This is a genomic window from Rhizobium sp. SRDI943 (assembly GCF_057653695.1).
On the sequence record NZ_CM172787.1, the window covers coordinates 525,209 to 543,773 of the forward strand.

An 18,565-nucleotide genomic window follows, 5' to 3' on the forward strand; every position below is an offset into this window, starting at 1 on the left:
CCTTGAATCGGTTCCGATTTAGGGAATTATGCAGTGGCTCAGGCTCAGTACTGATAGTCCTCGAACACCGGTTCGACCGAGCCGCGCCAGCGGCCGTGATAGAGCGACAGCAGATCCTCGGCGAGCGTCGCCTTCTTGGCGAGCACTTCTTCGAGCGGCGCCAGGAAGATGCTCTCGTCCTGGTCTTCCCGGTTGAGCTTGCCCCGCGCCTTCAGGCCGGCCCTTGATATGCCGATCACCTCGCGCGCCATGTGGAAGAGCGGATGTCCGCGAAATTGCGCCTTCAACCCTTCGGCGGGAACGGCATTGCGCAGCGCACTGATCTCGGCAAAGGTCCAATCCTTGCTCAGTTCGTCGGCGGCATCGAGTGCCGCATCATCGTAGAGCAGGCCGACCCAGAAGGCCGGCAGCGCACAGATGCGGCGCCACGGGCCGCCGTCGGCGCCGCGCATTTCGAGGAAACGCTTCAGCCGCACGTCGGGGAAAAGTGTCGAAAGATGGTTCGTCCAGTCGCCCATCGTCGGCGCCGGATCGGCGACCTCGCCCTTCAATGCGCCGTTCATGAACTGGCGGAAGGTGACATGGGTGCAGTCGTGATAGCGGCCGTCGCGGACGATGAAATACATTGGCGCGTCGAGGGCCCATTCGGCATAGTCGCGGAAGCCGAAATCGTCGCGGAAGGTGAAATCGAGCAGGCCGGCGCGCCGGTTGTCGACATCGCGCCAGATATCGCCGCGCCAGGAGAGCAGCCCGTTCGGCTTGCCCTCGGTGAAGGGCGAGGATGCGAAAAGCGCGGTCGCCAGCGATTGCAGCTTCATCGAGACGCGCATCTTCTTGCGCATGTCGGCTTCCGAGGAGAAATCGAGATTCACCTGGATCGTGCAGGTGCGGTACATCATGTCGAGACCCTGGGTGCCGACCTTCGGCATATAGCGGGTCATGATCTCGTAGCGTGATTTCGGCATCTGCGGCGTTTCCGCGTAGGTCCATTTCGGACTGCCGCCGATACCGAGGAAGCGGATGCCCATCGGCTCGGCGATTTCGCGCAGCGTCGCCAGATGCTGGTTCGATTCCTTGCAGGTCTCGTGGATCGTCTCCAGCGGTGCGCCGGAGAGTTCGAACTGGCCGCCGGGCTCGATCGAGATCGCGCCCATGCCATGCTGCTCGGCAAGGCCGATGATGTTGCCGCCGTCGGTGATCGGCTCCCAGCCGCTTTTCTTCTGCAGGCCGGTCAAGAGGGCCGAAATGCTGGCATCGCCGAAATAGGGAACCGGGCTGTTGTCGGCGCGGAAGAAGGCGAATTTCTCGTGTTCGGTGCCGATCCGGAAGTGCTCCCGCGGCTTGTTGCCCGCGGCGATATAATCGGTCAGATCCTGGACCGAAGAGAGCGGTGTCTGGTCGGTAGTGTCGCGGGCCATGCGGGATACCTGTATTCAAAAAGGCGCCCAGGGGGCCGGGCGGTTGGAAGGCTGATTAGGACCCAAGCCACCCATGTTGCAAGTGAAATTCTTTCAACGACGCATCAAAAAAATAACAGCGATTTCCATGTCAACCCGTTTTCGACCTTAGTTCCAGTCGCCGATCGCCGCCTGGACCACCGCCAGGGCCGCAACGGCTGCCGTATCGGCCCGCAGGATGCGCGGTCCGAGCGGAATGGCCGTGACGAAATCGAGGCTTCGAAGCCGCGCCCGCTCTTCTTCCGAAAAGCCGCCTTCCGGCCCGACGAGCAGAGCGAGATGTCTTTCCCTGATCGCCGAGAGCACCGGCAGCGGGTTCTGCCCGGCATCGCCCTCGTCGCAATAGATGATGCGGCGCTCGCTCGGCCAGCGGTCGAGCAGGTCGAGAAGCCTCACCGGTTCGGCCACGTCGGGAATGCCGAGAATGCCGCATTGCTCCGCCGCTTCGACGACATTGCCGCGCAGCTTGTCGAGATTGGTGATCTTGCCCTGCACGTGCTGGGTCATGACCGGCTGCAGCAGGCCGGCGCCCATTTCGACCGCCTTCTGCACGAGGTAGTCCATCCGGCCGACCTTGAGCGGCGCAAAGAGATAATGCAGGTCGCAAGGCTGCGGCTGCGGCCGTGTCTCTTCGGTTGCCGTCAAAAGGATGCGTTTGCGCGTGGGGAAGGTAAGGGTTGCCTTCCACTCGCCGTCGCGGCCGTTGAAGAGCAGGATCTCCCCACCGTCCTCCATCCTCAGCACATTGGCGAGATAGTTGAACTGATCGGCATTCGCCTCCACGCCGGCACCGCGCGTAAGCGGCGCGTCGACGAAAAGCCGTTGCATGCGAAAATTGGCGCGCATTAAAAAACTCGGGGTCTCAAAGCATGCCTCGTAAAACTGTGCAGCGGTTTTGCGATCATGACACGCTAGAAAATAAAGACCTAAAGCACGGCGCCGGGACAAATCGCGACGCGCTTTAGACGAAGAGCGCGAACATAACCCAATAAATCATTGCCGCAAGCGCTGCCGAAACCGGCACGGTGACAATCCAGGCGGCGATGATCGTCATGAAATGCGAACGGCGCACGAGATAGCGCCGCCGCGTCTCGTGGATATTCGGCTCTTCCGGCTCGTCGATATCAAAGCTCTCGGCCTTGCGCCTGATATAGGCGATGCGACGCTTCGAATGGCGCGTATACCATTCGCGGAAGAATCCGACGCCGAAGACGGCGCCGACGGCGATATGTGTGGTGCTGACCGGCAGACCGAGCCAGGAGGCGACGATGACGGTAAAGGCGGTAGACAGCGCCACGCAATAGGCCCGCATCGGATTGAGCTTGGTAATTTCCTCGCCGACGAGGCGGATCAGGCGCGGCCCGAAGAGCAGCAGACCGACGGAGATGCCTAGGGCGCCGATCAGCATCACCCAGAGCGGCGGATGCCCGATGCCGCCGCCGCCGCCGATGCCGACCGAATGGACGATCGCCGACAGCGGCCCGACCGCGTTCGAAACGTCGTTTGCGCCATGCGCGAAGGACAGCAGCGCCGCAGAGCCGATCAGCGGCAGCCGGAACAGCGTTCGCAGCGAGCTGTTGCGGTTTTCGAGCTCCCGCGCTTGGGCGAGAACGAGTGGCCGGGCGGCAAGCCAGCTCACCAGCCCGATGCCGATTCCGATGAGGAGGACGGTCAGCGGCGGGAACCTGCCCGGGGGCGACAGCTGCAGCACCATATAGGCCATGAAGCCGCCCGCCATCACCGCGACCAGCACCGGCACCCAGCGCTGTGCCGCCGCTACTTTGTCGTCGCGGTAGATGATCAGGGTCTTGACGAGATAAAGCAGCCCGGCGGCGATCAGCCCGCCGATCAGCGGGGAGGTGATCCAGCTCGAGGTGATCTCCAGCATTACCTGCCAGTTCACCGGTTCCGGCCCGACGGCTGAGATGCCGGCGCCGATCACCGCGCCGACGATAGCATGGGTGGTGGAAACCGGCGCGTTCATCCAGGTTGCGAGGTTGATCCAGAGAGCCGCCGCCATCAGCGCCGCCATCATGATCCAGCCGAGCAGCGCCGGCGGTACCTGGACGGCGTCGACGATGTTTGAGGAAATCGTCTTGACGACCTCGCCGCCGGCGATCGTGGCGCCAAGAACTTCGAAAATCGCAGCGATGACCAATGCTTGGCCCATCGTCATGGCGCGCGCCCCGACGGCGGCACCGACATTGTTGGTCACGTCGTTGGCGCCGATGTTCATCGCCATATAGCCGGCAAGGGCGGCGGCCGCGATGACGAGCATCGCTCCCGGCCGGTCGAATACATAGACGCCGGCAAAGAGCATGGCCAGACCGACGAAGATCAGCCCGAGACCAGGCGCCACCAGCCGCCGCAAAACATGCTTCGCCACGTCCTCGGCATGGGTGATCTTGTCGAGGTCCTTGTCGAGCGTGCGTTTCGTGAGGACTGCGGGACGTGGCGGCATTCTTTTTCCTGAGGATGAATCTGCTTCTACGCTGCTTTCCTAGCAGTGCAAGATGGCAGGATTCATTCCGCCGGAATTTGTTTCACGTCTGGAATTTGCTTGGCCGCCTTGGCCGAAAGCCTGTCGGTCATCTTTTGCTTGAAGGCGAGGAAAAGGTGGCGGAGCTCCGGTTCGCGCACGCGCGCCGCCGCCTCGTCGAACGAGACCCATTCGATGCGGCGCTCGCCTTTTTCCTTGAAGTTCTTCGCCATGTCGGTGACCTCGAGCGCATAGACCTGCACTTTGCAGATCACTTGCACCCCGTCGCGCAACGCCTTCGAATAAGTGTAGGCGCCGAGCGTCTCCGTTTCGACCGCGCCGCGGACGCCGGCTTCCTCGAAGGCTTCCTGCATCGCGACTTCATGGGCGCATTTGCGCGTCATCGGCCAGCCCTTGGGAATGACCCAGCGGCCGGTATCGCGGCTGGTCATCAACAGCACCTCGACCTCACCGCTCTTCTTCTTTACCCGATAGCAGAGCGCACCATATTGCTGTCGCGGCGGACGCCGGAACATCAGTTGCACATCGGAAGCCAGTCGGGCGAAAAGAGTCAATGGTCGGGTCACCTTCGCAGTCGTCGTTAGGAATCACTCATATACGTATATCACGGAAAGCTTACGCAATCCAAAAGGCCGCAGGACGTTTCGAAACGCGATTTGATCGCCGTTCATAGGGAAATCGAGGCCGGACCGGTTCGGAAAATCCGTCGCATCCTGTCTCGAATGCGTCACATTGCACAGCTGTACAATATGGCGTGATCTTGCCTTTCGTTCAATGGCGAGATCTAGTGATCCACCATGATTTTGTGAATGTCGTCCCCATGCGTCTTCCCCCGCTCAATGCCATCCGCGCCTTCGAGGCCGTCTGCCGTCATGGCAGCATTCTGAAGGCTGCCGAAGAGCTGAATGTGGTGCGCGGCGCCGTGCGCCAGCAGATCGACACGCTGGAGAATCACTTCGGTAGCAAGCTCTTCCTGCGCGACGGCCGCAGGCTGGTCCCGACCTTGCAGGCCAGCGCTTTTGCGGCCGCCGCGAGCGCGGCTTTCGACATTCTGCAGCGCGCCGCGTCGGAACTCGAAGGCGCCGTGCCGCGCCGCATCCGCCTTGGCGTACCCTCCGCCTTCGCGGTCTGGTGGCTGATGCCGCGCGCAGCAGACATGCAGGCGAGCCTCGGCGATACCGTCGACATCGTGCCGATGGCCACGGTCGAACCGCTGCAGATGCACCCGGAATTGGACGCCGTGATCATTGGCGGCGAATACCGGCCGGCCGCAGGCATTACCGCCCTGCGATTCATGGCGGATGAGTTTGGTCCGGTCGCAACGCCTTCGCTTGCCGCGACCCTATCGAGCGATCCGGCTGCGATGGGCGCGCTAACGATGCTTATCAGCCGCAGCGTTCCGAGGCTCTGGGACGAATGGTTTGCCGAAAGCGGCACGCCGCCGGTCGTCTTTTCCCGCACCCAGGAATTCGCGGATCTGCTGCTGGCGCTGGGTGCCGCCCGTTCCGGGCTTGGCATCGCACTTGCCCCACGTGCCTCGATCGAGGACGATCTCAAGCGCGGGCATCTGGTCGCGCCCTCCGGCTTCATCTCTCGGCCATCGGGCTACAGCCTCTGCTGCCGCACGCCGGATATGAAACGGCCGGCCTTTGCGGCCTTGTCCGGTTGGTTGCTTCGTTGCGGGACACCAGCCTGAAAGGGCAGATTTTCTGCCCCTTCGCCAGAATTACTTCCATATTCGCAACCCTGTTGGTCCGCTAGAAACAGCACCAACACGCAAATAGGAAAGAGTTGATGGAAAAGAGCGCAACCCGCATCGACTGGATCGGCAACAGCTGCCGGCTGCTCAAGGCGACGGCGGCCGAATTCGAGCGGACGCGTCCCTTCGAGGGCCTGTCGATCGGCACCGGCATCCATCTGGAGCCGAAGACGGTGGCGCTGCTGACGACGCTTCGCGCCGGTGGGGCGCGTCTTGTCTGCACCGGCAATCTCAACAGCACCCAGCCTTCGACGGTCGAGTTCTTGCGTACCCAAGGCATCTCGGTCTTCGCGACGCAGACGACCGATCCCGCCGCTCACCATCAGAGCCTCGAAGCGGTGATTGCCGAAAAGCCGAATCTGCTGCTCGACAATGGCGGCGATCTTTTCGCCATCGCGTCGGAAAAACCCTACGCCAATCTCCGCGGCGGCACAGAGGAAACCACCTCGGGCCGCATCCGCCTGCTGCCGCTGCGCGCGCGCCTGAACATGCCGATCCTCGTCATCAACGACAGCCCGATCAAGCAGTTCGCCGAAAACAGGCATGCCGTCGGTCAGAGCCTGTTCGAAAGCTACCTGCGCTTCACCAACCGCTCCACCAACGGCAAGCGCGTGACGGTGTTCGGCTACGGCGCCTGCGGCAAGGGCACGGCCGCCTGTTTCCGCAATGCCTTTTCCACCGTCAGCGTCATCGATATCGATCCGGTGACGACGCTCGAAGCTCATCTCGACGGTTTCACCACACCGCTGCGCGACGCGGCGATCCGCTCGGCCGATATCATCGTTACCGTCACGGGTTTTGCCGGCATCGTGACGGCGGCCGACCTGCCGCTCGTCAAGGATGGCGCGATCCTGATGAATGGCGGCCATTTCCCGTATGAGATCGATGTCGAAGCCTTCCGTCGCCACCCCGATGTCATTGGCATCGATCGCTACGAGGCCGACCATATCGAGACCTTCCATCTCAGCGACGGCCGCTCTTTCCATCTGCTCGGTGGCGGCCATATGGCCAATCTCGCCGGCCCGCGGCCGCTCGGCAATACCGTCGAGTCGATGGATCTCGGCTTCACCCTTCAGGCCCGCTGCCTGGAACGCATCGCCAAGGGCGAGGCCGGCCCCCAATCCTGCGTCGTGCCTGTGCCCGCGGATATCGATGCCATGGTGGCGAACGCCTACCTCGATCTGGCGCGTTAATTCCGCGGACGGATTAGATCAGTCGATCTCGACGACGAGCTTCCCGTCCGCCTGCCGGTTTTCGATCAGCCGATGCGCCTCATCTGTATCGGCAAGGGGGAAGCGGCGCGGGTCGAGCTTCGGCATCACCTTGCCGGCTTCGGCAAGCTTCGTCATCTCTCGCATGATCTCACCATGATGGGCGCGTCCTTCGCCGGTCAGCAGCGGCAGCAGCGTGAAGACGCCTGAATAGGTGGCGGCCTTGAAGGAGAGCGGTGCCAGCGCGTGGCTTCCCCAGCCAAGGCAGCTGACGACGTGGCCGAACTGGCTGACGGCTCGGAATGCCGTATCGAGCCCCTGGCCGCCGACGGTATCGTAGACCAGTTCGAAACCCTTGCCGCCGGTGTGTCTTGCGACATAGGTTTCCACCGTTTCCGCGTCACGATCGATCGGCGTTGCGCCAAGGCCGGCGAGATAGTCTGCTTTCGACGCGCCGTCGACCACATAGACCTCGGCTCCGGCAGCCGTGGCGATCTGCGCGACGATATGGCCGACACCGCCGCCGCCAATCACCAGAACCTTCTGGCCGGCCTTGACCCCGGCGCGGTCGACCAGCCCCTCCCAGGCGGTGATCGAGATCAGCGGCAAGGCGGCTGCCTCGCGCATCGACAGATTCTGCGGCTTTGGCGCCAGCAGCGCGGCGTCAACAGCTGCAAATCCGGCAAGCGATCCTTGAATGCCGCCGACCCCGCCGGTCATGCCGTAGACCGCGTCGCCGCGGCGAAAACCGCTGACGCCAGTTCCGATCTCTTCGACGATGCCGGCCATATCAATGCCGACAATGGCGGGAAGCGGATGGCGGGCATGGGCCGCATTGCCGGCCCGGATTTTGAGGTCGAGCGGATTGACGCCGCTTGCCTTGATGCGCACCAGGACCTGGCCTTCGCCGGGCACCGGTTTTGCAATATCGGCGATGCGCAATGGTGAATTCGGCGCTTCAGCCAGCAGTGCTTTCATCGTTGATTGTACAGACATGGAACTCTCCTTCGTTCGCGGAGCGGCGTCTATAGGAACACCGCAATTGGCGTGGAAGAAAGATGCTTCATTGAAACTCGAATGAAAATGAAAGATAACGACTGAAGTCCATGCATTTTTGTTTGGCGGATATGAACGATGGAATGGAGTGACCTCAAGCTGTTTCTGGCGATCGCGCGGTTCGGCACGCTGGGGGCAGCAGCCCGCAGCCTCGGGCTGACACAGCCGACGATGGGCAGGCGGCTGCGGGCCCTTGAAACCTCTCTCGGCCAGACGCTTTTTCAGCGCACGACCGATGGCTTCGTCCTGACCGACGAAGGCGCAGCCGTGTTCGCCGGCGCCGAACGCATCGAGGAGGAGGCGTTCGCCATGGAGCGGAGCCTTGCCGGCGGCAGCCGCCAGCTCGATGGTTTTCTCAGGCTGTCCTCATCCGACTGGTTCGGCGCGCATGTGCTTTCGCCGGTGCTGGCGGAATTTTCGCAAGTCCATCCGAAGGTGGTGGTCGAATTGCTGACCGACAGCCGGCTTCTCAGCCTGTCGCGACGCGAAGCCGACCTCGTCTTCCGCATCCAGCCCTTCACGGAAGCGGAGATCGTATCGCGCAAGCTCATCCATATCGAATACGGCCTTTACATCAGCCGCGGCGCACCGCACCCCGAAGCCGGCGACGGCGCGGGCACCCGCCTCGTCACCATGGATGAGGCTTTCGGCGATATGCCCGATGTCGGCTGGCTGCGGCGCCTGTTGCCGCGGGCCGACATCGTCACGCGCAGCAACAGCCGCGACGTGCAGGCGGCGCTCTGCGCCAATGGCGCCGGGCTCGCCGTCCTGCCGCGGCCGCTCGGCGATTCTCTTGCGGCCATCGAACTGGTCGATCTCGGTGAACCGCCGCCCGGCCGCGACACCTGGGTCGGCTATCACCGCGATATGAAGCGCCTGGCGCGGCTGCGCGCCCTGCTGGATCTCGTCATCGAGAGATTAGCGCGCTGAACCGGCGCTGCCATCAGCGCTCCCAATAAGGGACGGGGCCATAAAGCTCTGCCAGATAGTCGATGAACAGCCGCACCTTGGCGGGCAGGAATTGCCGGCTGGGATAGACGGCCGACAGCGCGACATTGTGCGAGCCCTCATAGGCCGGCAGCACCTGCAGCAGCCGGCCGGCCTTGAGCTCTTCGCCGATATCCCAGGTGGAGCGGAGCGCGATCCCGAGCCCGGCGATGACCGCCTCGCGGATCACCTCGCTGGAATTGGTGATCAGCAAGCCTTCCGGCCTGAGACTCAGCGCCCCGTCCGGCCCGTTCAGCCGCCAGGTGTCGTTATTGTGAGCCGGCAGGCAGCGGTGGTGTTTCAGCTCGTCGATATGCTTCGGCTCGCCATGCGCTGCAAGGTAGTCCGGCGAGGCGCAGAGCAGCCGGCGCACCGGCGCCAGACGGCGGGCAACGAGGCTCGAATCGGTGAGTTCGGCAATGCGGATCGCCAGATCGAAGCCGCCGCCGACGATGTCGCTGAATTCGTCGGTCAGCACCAGGTTGATCGCAAGCTCCGGATGCGCCTCCATGAAATCCTTCAGATGCGGCGCGATATGCATGCGCCCGAAGGAGGTCGGGGCAGAGATCTTCAGCGTGCCGTGCATCTGCGCCGAGCGGCCTGAGATATAAAATTCTGCCTCCTCGAGCCCGGCGAGAATACCGAGAACCCGGTCGTAGAAGCCCTGTCCGGCCTCCGTCAGCGAGATCTGCCGCGTCGTGCGTTGCAGAAGCCGGGTGCCGAGCCGGTCCTCCAGCCGCTTGATCCGTTTGGAGACGACGGCCGGAGAAAAGCCGAGTGCCCGGCCGGCGAGCGACATGCTGCCTGTCGAAACGACCTTGGCAAAGATTTCGAGATCACCCAGATTGGTCATAAGGTTTTGTGACTTTTTCCCCTTTTGGCATAAGTGCTTAGCATTTGCGCCACTTTCGGGAAAGTGCTAAGCCGGTTTATCGGCGGCAGGGAGGTTCGCGGCCGGTTTCCGCTGTCATCTTCCCGCTGTCATTCCCGTCGTCAGGGCCAGGGAGAACGCCATGTCCGACGCCATTTCGTTTCTCGAGCCGCGCGCCGACGTGCTGGCGCGCCGCGCCCAGATCGTTGCCGATCTCACCGATCTTCTGCCGCCGGAATGCCTGGTGCATGAGGCGCGCGAGCTGGTGCCGTTCGAAACCGACGCCTTCGTGTCCTACCGCCGCCTGCCGCTCGCCGTCGCCCTCCCGCGCACCACGGCTGAGGTTTCGGCCGTCATGCGTTATTGCAATCGCTACGGCATTCCCGTCGTGCCGCGCGGCGCCGGCACTTCGCTCTCCGGCGGCGCCATTCCGCAGGAGGATGCCGTCGTACTTGGCCTGTCGAAGATGAACAGCATCCTCGAAATCGATCTGCCGAACCGGGTCGCCGTGGTCCAGGCCGGTGTCACCAATCTCAATATCTCCGAATCCGTCTCCGCGGACGGCTTTTTCTACGCGCCCGATCCGAGCTCGCAGCTTGCCTGCACCATCGGCGGCAATATCGGCATGAATTCCGGCGGCGCCCACTGTCTGAAATATGGCGTCACCACCAACAATCTGCTCGGCGTCAGGATGGTACTGGTCGACGGCACCGTGATCGAACTCGGCGGCAAGGCGCTGGATGCGGCAGGCTACGACCTGCTCGGCCTCGTCTGCGGCCACGAAGGCCAGCTCGGCATCGTCACCGAGGCAACGGTGCGGCTGATCGCCAAGCCGGAAGGCGCGCGCCCGGTGCTCTTTGGCTTCGAGAGATCGGAGGAGGCCGGCGCCTGCGTTGCCGATGTCATTGCCGCCGGCATTATCCCGGTCGCGATCGAATTTATGGACAGGCCGGCGATCGAGATCTGCGAGGCCTTCGCCCATGCCGGATATCCGCTCGATGTCGGCGCGCTATTGATCGTCGAGGTCGAGGGGTCGGAAGCGGAGATGGACGCCGCGCTGAAGGACATCGTCGAGATCGCCCGCCGGCACGCTGTCAAGACCGTGCGCGAATGCCAGTCGGCGACCGAGGCGGCGCTGATCTGGAAGGGCCGCAAATCCGCCTTCGGCGCCACCGGCCGCATCGCCGACTATATCTGCATGGACGGCACCGTGCCGCTCAGCCAGCTTTCCTACGTGTTGAAAAGGACCGCCGAGATCGTCGATCATTACGGCTTGCGCGTCGCCAACGTCTTCCATGCCGGCGACGGCAACATGCATCCGCTGATCCTCTTCAATGCCAACGATCCGGAGGATGCCGCCCGTGCCGAGGCCGCCGGCAACGATATCCTTCGGCTCTGCGTCGATGCCGGCGGCTGCCTCACCGGCGAACATGGCGTCGGCATCGAGAAGCGCGACCTGATGCGCCACCAATATTCCGAGGTCGATCTCACCCAGCAGATGGCGGCGCGTGCCGCCTTCGATCCCGGCTGGCTCCTCAATCCGTCGAAGGTCTTCCCGCTCGAAGGGCGCCCCGCCGCATGATCGACCTGACGGCGACGAGCGAGGAAGAGGCGTCGGCGATCGTCCGCGCCCATGCGGAAGCCGGCCGGCCGCTGGCAATCTGCGGCGGCGATAGCCGCTCGGGTTTCGGCAATGCGGTTGCCGCCGAAGACCGGCTGCGCTCGACCGGCCTTTCCGGCATCGTCGCCTATAATCCCGGCGAAATGGTCATGACCGTCCGATCCGGCACGCCGCTTGCCGAGGTCGAGGCCGCACTTTCGGAGAGTGGCCAGATGCTCGCCTTCGAGCCGATGGATCATCGCCCGGTGATGGGCACATTGGGCGAGCCGACCATCGGCGGCGTTTTCGCTGCCAATGTCTCCGGTCCGCGCCGGCTGATCGCGGGTGCCGCCCGCGACAGCCTGCTCGGTGTGCGCTTCGTCAACGGCAGGGGCGAGATCATCAAGGCCGGCGGCCGGGTGATGAAGAATGTCACCGGTCTCGATCTCGTCAAGCTGGTCGCCGGCTCCCATGGCACGCTGGGCTTCCTCACCGAAGTCACCTTCCGTGTGCCGCCGCGCCCGAAGACGGAGCGGACGGTGGTGCTATCAGGTCTCAACGACGCCGAGGCAACAAACGCCATGGCGGCGGCAATGGCCCTGCCGGTCGAAGTCTCAGGCGCTGCCCACCTGCCACTGACGGTGACGTGGAAATTCCTCGCCGGCAAATTGCCGGAGGGCGAGGCGACCGTTCTGCGCATAGAAGGCTTGGCCGGCTCGGTCGACGCACGCATTGAAAAGCTTGCGGCGGCCATGTCGGCCTTCCCCACGGTCACGCGGCTGGAACAGCCGGAAAGCCAAAAGCTCTGGCAGGAAATCCGCGACGTGCTGCCCTATGCCGACGGCACCGCGCGGCCGGTCTGGCGCGTCTCGGTCGCCCCCGGCACCGGCCATCGGCTGGTCGCCGCCCTCCGCCTCGAGGCCGGCGTCGACGCCTTCTACGACTGGCAGGGCGGCCTCGTCTGGATGCGCATGGAGGCCGGCCCCGAAGCCGAGCAGGTCCGTCGCTACATCAAGGCGCTCGGCGGCGGCCACGCGACGCTGATCCGTGCATCGGGTGAGGCGAGGGCGGTTACAGCTGCCTTCCAGCCGGAGCCCGAGGCGGTGGCGATGTTGTCGCGCCGGGTGAAGGAGAAATTCGATCCGGCGGGAATCTTCAATCCGGGGAAGATGGGGTGAGGGATAAGATGGGTTTGCGCTTGGGTTACCCCCCTCTGTCCTGCCGGACATCTCCCCCACAAGGGGGGAGATCACGCAGGAGCCGTGACGCTCTCATTTCGACTTATCGCGATGGTAAACCTGAGCGTTGCGAGATGGGAAGCCGTTGCGGCATATCGATCTCCCTCCTGGTGGGGGAGATGTCCGGCAGGACAGAGGGGGGTATCCCAAACAATACGCCCGAGCTTCTCCCAAAGCGGAGGTCCCGCTAGATGCAAACCAATTTCACCCTGACCCAGCTCCTCGACCCTGATGTCGCCGAATCCGAGCAGATTCTGCGCAAATGCGTTCACTGCGGCTTCTGCACCGCCACCTGTCCGACCTATGTGACGCTCGGCAACGAGCTCGACAGCCCGCGCGGCCGCATCTACCTGATCAAGGACATGCTGGAAAACGGCCGGCCCGCCGATGCAGAGGTCGTGACCCATATCGACCGCTGTCTCTCCTGCCTTGCCTGCGTCACCACCTGTCCCTCCGGCGTCGATTACATGCATCTGGTCGATCACGCCCGCGCCCATATCGAAAAGACTTACAAACGCCCGTTCATGAACCGGCTGACGCGCGCCATCCTTGCCGCTGTGCTGCCCTATCCCGGCCGTTTCCGCCTAGCGCTCAATCTCGCTCGTCTCGGCCGGCCCTTCGCCGGTCTGATGCGGGGTGGCGCGCTGAAACCCTTCGCCGCCATGCTGGCGCTTGCGCCGCGGCGGATCCCGGCCGCTTCGGACTTCGCAAAGCCTGGCACGTATCGGCCCGAGACGGAACGGCGCGGCCGGGTGGCGATCCTTTCCGGCTGCGCCCAGCCGGTGCTCGATCCCGGCATCAACGCGGCGGCGATCCGGCTGTTGACGCGGCTCGGCGTCGAGGTCGTGCTGCCGGAAGGGGAGGTCTGCTGCGGCTCGCTGGTCCATCACATGGGCCGCGCCGAACAGGCGCTCGAAAGCGCCCGCGCCAATGTCGATATCTGGACGCGCGAGATCGACGGGCAGGGCCTCGATGCGATCATCATCACCGCTTCGGGCTGCGGCACGACGATCAAGGATTACGGCCACATGCTGCGCCTCGATCCCGCCTATGCCGCAAAGGCGGCCAGGGTCTCGGCGCTGGCCAAGGACGTCACCGAATATCTCGCAACCCTCGACCTGCCGGCACACATGCCGAAGGGTATCACCGTCGCATATCATTCCGCCTGTTCCATGCAGCACGGCCAGCGAATCACGCTCGCGCCGAAGCAATTATTGAAAGCGGCGGGCTTTACTGTGCGCGATCCGGCGGAAGGCCATCTTTGCTGCGGCTCCGCCGGCACCTACAACATCATGCAGCCGGAGATCTCGGCCGTGCTGAAGGCGCGCAAGGTCAAGAACCTCGAGGCGACCAAGGCCGATATCATCGCCACCGGCAATATCGGCTGCATCACCCAGATTGCCACCGGCACCGGCATGCCGATCCTGCATACGGTCGAGCTTCTGGATTGGGCCTATGGCGGCGCTGTGCCGGAAAAATTAACAGGTTTGCCGTTAGGCTGAGACCTATGACAGCGCCGCGCATCTTTTCGAGAGCCGCAAAGCACGCTGTCTCGGGAGGTTAGGCGATGTGGCGTGGAATGATCGTATTTGCGGGACTGCTCGGTGCGGCAGGCACCGCCCATGCAAATAGCCGTTATTTCTGTTCCGCCGATGACAAGGAAGCGCGCTTCACGCTCGAAAGCGGTTTCGAAAGCGCTGCCGGCCACAAGCTCAACCATTTCCGCGGCGCGCTGATCGTCAAGGATCCGGCCCAAGAGGCCGTGTTCGGAAAGCGCGTTTTCGAATCGCAGCACCTGACCAACCATTGGTCGCGTAACGGCGAACTGCTCATGGAAGTCTTCGACGGCGGCGAAGATGACACTAACGGCGCAACGCTGGATCTGGTGGTTGTCGCTGGCGAACGCGGCAAGCCGGCGGCAAATTTCAGCGGCAGCTATTCCCTGACGATCGAAGGCGGTGAAAAACCCTATTCCGTCGAGGGCAAGGTCAGCTGCGGCACCAAATAGCACCGCAGCCGAAATTTATTTACCAGTGGAACGATACGCCGACGTTGACGGCATTCGTGAAGATGTTGGTCTTCAGATCCACGCCGCTGTCGATCGGAACGTCGATGCGCGAATAGGTGCCCTTGTATTCGACGAAGGTCGACCAGCGCTCGGTCACCTTGAAGTCGACGCCGGCCTGGGCCTGTAGCGTCACGCCGCCGAATTCATAAGCCCAGGTCTTGCCCTCGGGACGAATCACTTCGACATGCGGAATGTTCACGCCGATACCGGCGCCGAGATAGGGGGTCCAGCGGCGGGTCGGATCCTGGAAACGGTAGAGACCGTTCACCGTGAGGAGGTTCAGGCCGTCGGTGAATTCGAAATGCGACCAGCCGGCCTTTGCCAGCGTATCGTCGTCGGCGTAGACCTTGTCATGGGTATAATCGAGCGAAATACCCCAGTTCGGCTTGTTGAAGTTCTCGAGCCACCAGGTGACGCGACCGCCGTAATAAGGCGGGCTGCCGAAGGACTTGCCTTCCCAGCCGGCGGTGAAGTGCGTGCCGTCGGAAAGATCGACGCCGCTGTGCGGCGCGGTCTGGTAGCCGCCGTAGATAGAGAATTGCAGGTCTTCCGCCGAGGCGGAAACTGCTGAACAGATTGTCAAAAACGCGATGCCCGCAAGCAGGGAAGCGGAAGAACGCAGCGCAGATGTCATTGAATAGCCCCGAAATAAATATGTCGACTCTTAGGCACGTGTGCCAGCTTTTGGCCGCAAAGTCTAAGCAAAACGAAAGGCGCATCAGACTGCGCCTTTCGTTTTTTTGCTAAGTGTTGCTCAGCCGCCGAACATCGTACGCAGCACGTCGATGCCCCTGTCCTCGAATGCCACCTTGCCCTGCCTGTTGCCGGGGCCGATGACGATCACCTTGGTGCCGACGGGCGCGCGATCGTATAGATGCGACACATCCTCATTCATCATCCGGATGCAGCCGGAAGACATGTTGAGGCCGATCGTCCAGGGCTGATTGGTGCCGTGGATGCGGAAGATCGTGTCGCGGCCGCCTTGGTAGAGATACATGGCGCGGGCGCCGAGCGGATTGTCCTCTCCGCCTTCCTGGAAAGCAGGAATGATATGTCCCTTGGCGGCTTCGCGGCGGCGCATCTCGGCCGGCGGCGTCCAGCTCGGCCATTCGGCCTTGCGGCCGATCTTGACGACCCCCGACCAGCCGAAGCCGTCGCGGCCGACGCCAATGCCGTAGCGTGTGGCGCGATTGTTGCCTTCGACGAGGTAGAGATATTTGTTGTTGGTATCGATGATGACGGTGCCGGCGGCTTCCGTCGTTACCAGGCGCACTTTCTTGCGCTTGAACTGCGGCTTCACGTATTTCGGCATCTGCGCCACGCGCACGATCTGTGCCGGTGCCCGTGCGTTGTCGGGCGCGGAGCCCGCAGGTGCAGCAAAGGCGGATGTAGACATCAAGGACAGGACAAGTCCGGCAGCAGCCAGACCCGGCATTAGTTTGATCATGATCGATTCCCCTCAAGCAAATCCGCTCGAAGCTACATGAACTTCTGCCTGATTCAAGATCGGTGTGGCCGGATAAAGCATTTTTGGAGAAGGAGAGCCGGATGTTCTTGCGGCTCCCACTGCATAATTTATCCTCAAATCGGACTCGACTTAAGGAAAAATTATGCAGCAATTTAAAGGATTACAGCGCCCTTTGCGGCTCTCGAAAAGACGCGTGGCGCTGTAAGTATTGCGCCGCCTTTACATGACGATGACGCGGGTTCCGACATTGACGCGGTCGTAGAGGTCGACGACGTCTTCGTTGCGCAGGCGGATGCAGCCGGAGGAGACGGCGCTGCCGATCGACCAGGGGGCGTTGGTGCCGTGGATGCGGTAAAGCGTCGAGCCGAGATACATGGCGCGGGCGCCAAGCGGGTTTTCCGCCCCGCCGTCCATGCGCGCCGGCAGGTAATGGCCCTTGGCGGCTTCGCGGCTGATCATCTCGGAAGGCGGCGTCCAATCCGGCCATTCGGTCTTGCGGGTGATTTTGTGGGCGCCGGCCCATTCGAAGCCCGGCTTGCCGACGCCGACGCCGTAGCGCCGCGCCTTGCCGCCTTGCATCACCAGATAGAGGAAGCGGTTGTTGGTATCGATGACGATCGTGCCGGGCTTTTCCGTGGTGTCGTAATCGACCATCTGCGGCAGGTATTGTGGTTCGATCGGACGACGGATCGACGGGATGCCGGGATTGATCGCCGAAACGGTCTGCGGTGACACCTGCGGCGCCCGACGGATGATCCGGCGCTGGAAAAGGCCGCGCTGCTGCGGCTGGACGACCGGTCGCTGATAGACGACGGGACGAACCCTGCCGCCGCCCAGTTGGTTGATCCAGGGTGCGGTCAGATCGGGGCTGAGCACAACGGGCGGGCGGGTGGCGTAGCGGTCGTCTGCAGTGGCGGCCGTGGAGAAAATGCCGAAAAGGGCTGCGGCAAGAACAAGCTGTTTCATCATCGGACGAACTCTCTACAAATGACCGAAAATGGGCTGGCGGGACATGTCCGCCCGGGCGGAGATGTCCCACCCGGGAAAGACGCTGCCACCCAATCCGCCAGCGAATGGTAAAGATCGATTCACGAAAAGCCGACCGATCGGATAAACTTTTCGTCAGGGTTACCGTTCGGTTTGGAAAGACGGTTTGCAAATGGTAAAGCCGGAATCATGAGCAGAGAACGAAGCGGATCCCCGCAGAATGAAGGATCATGAGCGCGACAGGCATCATCATCGGCGAGGACGGCAGGAGCCGCTGCCACTGGCACGCCAATCTGCCCGACTATCTCCGCTATCATGACGAGGAATGGGGCCGTCCTGTCACCGATGATATCCGCCTCTTCGAGAAGATCTGCCTCGAAGGCTTCCAGTCGGGCCTTTCCTGGCTGACGATCCTGCGCAAACGCGAGAATTTCCGCGCCGCCTTTTCAGGTTTCGATTTCGACAAGGTCGCCCTTTTCGGCGAAGAGGATGTCGCTCGCTGCCTTGGCGATGCCGGCATCATCCGCCATCGCGGCAAGATCGTCTCGACCATCAACAATGCCAAGCGCGCCATCGAACTCCGCGGCGAATTCGGCTCGCTCGCCCATTATTTCTGGCGCTACGAGCCCGGCCATAACGAGCGGCCGGCGGTGGTCGACCGCGAGCACATCGTCGCCAATCCGACGACGCCGACATCGGTGGTCATTTCGAAGGATTTGAAGAAACGCGGCTGGACCTTTGTCGGCCCGACCACAGTTTATGCTTTCATGCAGGCGATGGGTCTCGTCAACGATCATCTGGAAGGCTGCTTCTGCCGGCCCGAGGTCGAGGCGATGCGCACTGCTCTGGTTCGCCCATGAAAGATCATCCCGTGAGAACACTGATCGCCGCCGCTGCCCTTTTCCTCCTGACCGTCTCCGCCATGGCGCAGACGCCGCAGCTCGATCCCGGTGAGAAGCTGGAGAAGCTGCAATTCCCGGCCGTCACCATGCAGTTGAAGGGCTGGACGAAGTTCGGCAATGGCCATGTCTATACGCTGCCGGTGCTCGCCGGTCAGCATATGAAGATCAGCTTTTCGACCAAAAGCAAATTTGCCTTCTTGGCGATTTTCGACCTGTCGAAACCCGATGACGAGGCCTTCTTCGGCACCGACGAGGACGGCATGAGCTTCGAGACGACGATCAAGGAAAACGCCACCTGGCTGCTGCGCCCCTATTATTCCAAGGTCTCGCCGCGCCGCGGCCTCGGCGCTCCCTTCAGCATCCTGATCGAGCCGTTGGCGGCTGCCCCGCAGCAGCCGAAACCGCCGGCCGAGCCGGAGCGCCCCTCGCTGTTCCCGAAGGCCCCGCCCAAGCCGCAATGA

General features: G+C 62.8%; 18 protein-coding genes. 9 read left to right on the forward strand and 9 right to left on the reverse strand.

Translation table 11 applies throughout. From position 1 onward, the window contains the following. Positions 1-44 precede the first annotated feature (44 nt). The 4 genes from AC245Y_RS02585 to AC245Y_RS02600 all read right to left on the reverse strand — a co-directional run bounded on the left by AC245Y_RS02585 (position 45) and on the right by AC245Y_RS02600 (position 4,511). Positions 45-1,418 carry a glutamate--cysteine ligase gene (locus AC245Y_RS02585; RefSeq protein WP_017993037.1) on the reverse strand — a complete coding sequence of 458 codons (1,374 nt, stop codon included), beginning with the start codon at positions 1,416-1,418 and terminating at the stop codon, positions 45-47. 147 nt (positions 1,419-1,565) lie between these two features. Then, the gene (locus tag AC245Y_RS02590) at positions 1,566-2,303 is read right to left on the reverse strand and encodes a 16S rRNA (uracil(1498)-N(3))-methyltransferase (RefSeq protein ID WP_017993038.1); all 738 of its coding nucleotides are present in this window, start codon (positions 2,301-2,303) and stop codon (positions 1,566-1,568) included. 115 nt (positions 2,304-2,418) lie between these two features. Beyond that, on the reverse strand, positions 2,419-3,918 hold the full coding sequence (locus AC245Y_RS02595; protein WP_017993039.1) for an inorganic phosphate transporter: 1,500 nt from the start codon (positions 3,916-3,918) through the stop codon (positions 2,419-2,421). Positions 3,919-3,980: 62 nt separating this feature from the next. Further along, complete coding sequence (locus AC245Y_RS02600; RefSeq protein WP_012756180.1) at positions 3,981-4,511, reverse strand: NUDIX hydrolase; 531 nt, start codon at positions 4,509-4,511, stop codon at positions 3,981-3,983. Positions 4,512-4,744: 233 nt separating this feature from the next. On the opposite strand from AC245Y_RS02600, the gene AC245Y_RS02605 reads away from it, so the two are divergent. Then, the gene (locus AC245Y_RS02605) at positions 4,745-5,653 is read left to right on the forward strand and encodes a LysR substrate-binding domain-containing protein (RefSeq protein ID WP_017993040.1); all 909 of its coding nucleotides are present in this window, start codon (positions 4,745-4,747) and stop codon (positions 5,651-5,653) included. A gap of 98 nt (positions 5,654-5,751) precedes the next feature. Further along, positions 5,752-6,909: an adenosylhomocysteinase gene (locus AC245Y_RS02610; RefSeq protein ID WP_017993041.1), complete on the forward strand. Its 1,158-nt coding sequence runs from the start codon at positions 5,752-5,754 to the stop codon at positions 6,907-6,909. An 18-nt stretch (positions 6,910-6,927) separates the two neighbouring features. Here the strand turns inward: AC245Y_RS02610 and AC245Y_RS02615 are convergent, their stop codons facing one another. Beyond that, the gene (locus AC245Y_RS02615) at positions 6,928-7,923 is read right to left on the reverse strand and encodes a zinc-dependent alcohol dehydrogenase family protein (protein ID WP_017993042.1); all 996 of its coding nucleotides are present in this window, start codon (positions 7,921-7,923) and stop codon (positions 6,928-6,930) included. A gap of 138 nt (positions 7,924-8,061) precedes the next feature. Here AC245Y_RS02615 and AC245Y_RS02620 point away from each other — a divergent pair, with 138 nt between their 5' ends. Beyond that, on the forward strand, positions 8,062-8,913 hold the full coding sequence (locus AC245Y_RS02620; protein WP_017993043.1) for a LysR family transcriptional regulator: 852 nt from the start codon (positions 8,062-8,064) through the stop codon (positions 8,911-8,913). 13 nt (positions 8,914-8,926) lie between these two features. Here the strand turns inward: AC245Y_RS02620 and AC245Y_RS02625 are convergent, their stop codons facing one another. Continuing rightward, the gene (locus tag AC245Y_RS02625) at positions 8,927-9,823 is read right to left on the reverse strand and encodes a LysR family transcriptional regulator (protein WP_017993044.1); all 897 of its coding nucleotides are present in this window, start codon (positions 9,821-9,823) and stop codon (positions 8,927-8,929) included. Positions 9,824-9,983: 160 nt separating this feature from the next. On the opposite strand from AC245Y_RS02625, the gene AC245Y_RS02630 reads away from it, so the two are divergent. From AC245Y_RS02630 to AC245Y_RS02645, 4 genes are all read left to right on the forward strand, one after another. After that, positions 9,984-11,423: an FAD-linked oxidase C-terminal domain-containing protein gene (locus tag AC245Y_RS02630; protein ID WP_017993045.1), complete on the forward strand. Its 1,440-nt coding sequence runs from the start codon at positions 9,984-9,986 to the stop codon at positions 11,421-11,423. After that, the gene (gene glcE / locus AC245Y_RS02635; protein WP_017993046.1) at positions 11,420-12,619 is read left to right on the forward strand and encodes a glycolate oxidase subunit GlcE; all 1,200 of its coding nucleotides are present in this window, start codon (positions 11,420-11,422) and stop codon (positions 12,617-12,619) included. Before AC245Y_RS02630 ends, glcE begins: the two co-directional genes overlap by 4 nt. 251 nt (positions 12,620-12,870) lie before the next feature. Continuing rightward, positions 12,871-14,181, forward strand: a complete 1,311-nt coding sequence (gene glcF / locus AC245Y_RS02640; protein WP_017993047.1) for a glycolate oxidase subunit GlcF — start codon at positions 12,871-12,873, stop codon at positions 14,179-14,181. Between the two features lie 65 nt (positions 14,182-14,246). Next, on the forward strand, positions 14,247-14,687 hold the full coding sequence (locus tag AC245Y_RS02645) for a hypothetical protein (protein ID WP_017993048.1): 441 nt from the start codon (positions 14,247-14,249) through the stop codon (positions 14,685-14,687). Positions 14,688-14,706: 19 nt separating this feature from the next. Here the strand turns inward: AC245Y_RS02645 and AC245Y_RS02650 are convergent, their stop codons facing one another. The 3 genes from AC245Y_RS02650 to AC245Y_RS02660 all read right to left on the reverse strand — a co-directional run bounded on the left by AC245Y_RS02650 (position 14,707) and on the right by AC245Y_RS02660 (position 17,184). Then, positions 14,707-15,381, reverse strand: coding sequence for an outer membrane protein (locus AC245Y_RS02650; protein WP_017993049.1), 675 nt, complete (start codon positions 15,379-15,381; stop codon positions 14,707-14,709). Between the two features lie 120 nt (positions 15,382-15,501). Beyond that, the gene (locus AC245Y_RS02655; protein WP_017993050.1) at positions 15,502-16,194 is read right to left on the reverse strand and encodes a L,D-transpeptidase; all 693 of its coding nucleotides are present in this window, start codon (positions 16,192-16,194) and stop codon (positions 15,502-15,504) included. Positions 16,195-16,434: 240 nt separating this feature from the next. Next, positions 16,435-17,184 carry a L,D-transpeptidase gene (locus tag AC245Y_RS02660; RefSeq protein ID WP_017993051.1) on the reverse strand — a complete coding sequence of 250 codons (750 nt, stop codon included), beginning with the start codon at positions 17,182-17,184 and terminating at the stop codon, positions 16,435-16,437. A gap of 248 nt (positions 17,185-17,432) precedes the next feature. Between AC245Y_RS02660 and AC245Y_RS02665 the strand changes: the two genes are divergently transcribed. Continuing rightward, positions 17,433-18,062 carry a DNA-3-methyladenine glycosylase I gene (locus tag AC245Y_RS02665; RefSeq protein WP_012756193.1) on the forward strand — a complete coding sequence of 210 codons (630 nt, stop codon included), beginning with the start codon at positions 17,433-17,435 and terminating at the stop codon, positions 18,060-18,062. Beyond that, complete coding sequence (locus AC245Y_RS02670; RefSeq protein ID WP_017993052.1) at positions 18,059-18,565, forward strand: hypothetical protein; 507 nt, start codon at positions 18,059-18,061, stop codon at positions 18,563-18,565. The genes AC245Y_RS02665 and AC245Y_RS02670 overlap by 4 nt, the downstream gene beginning before the upstream one ends.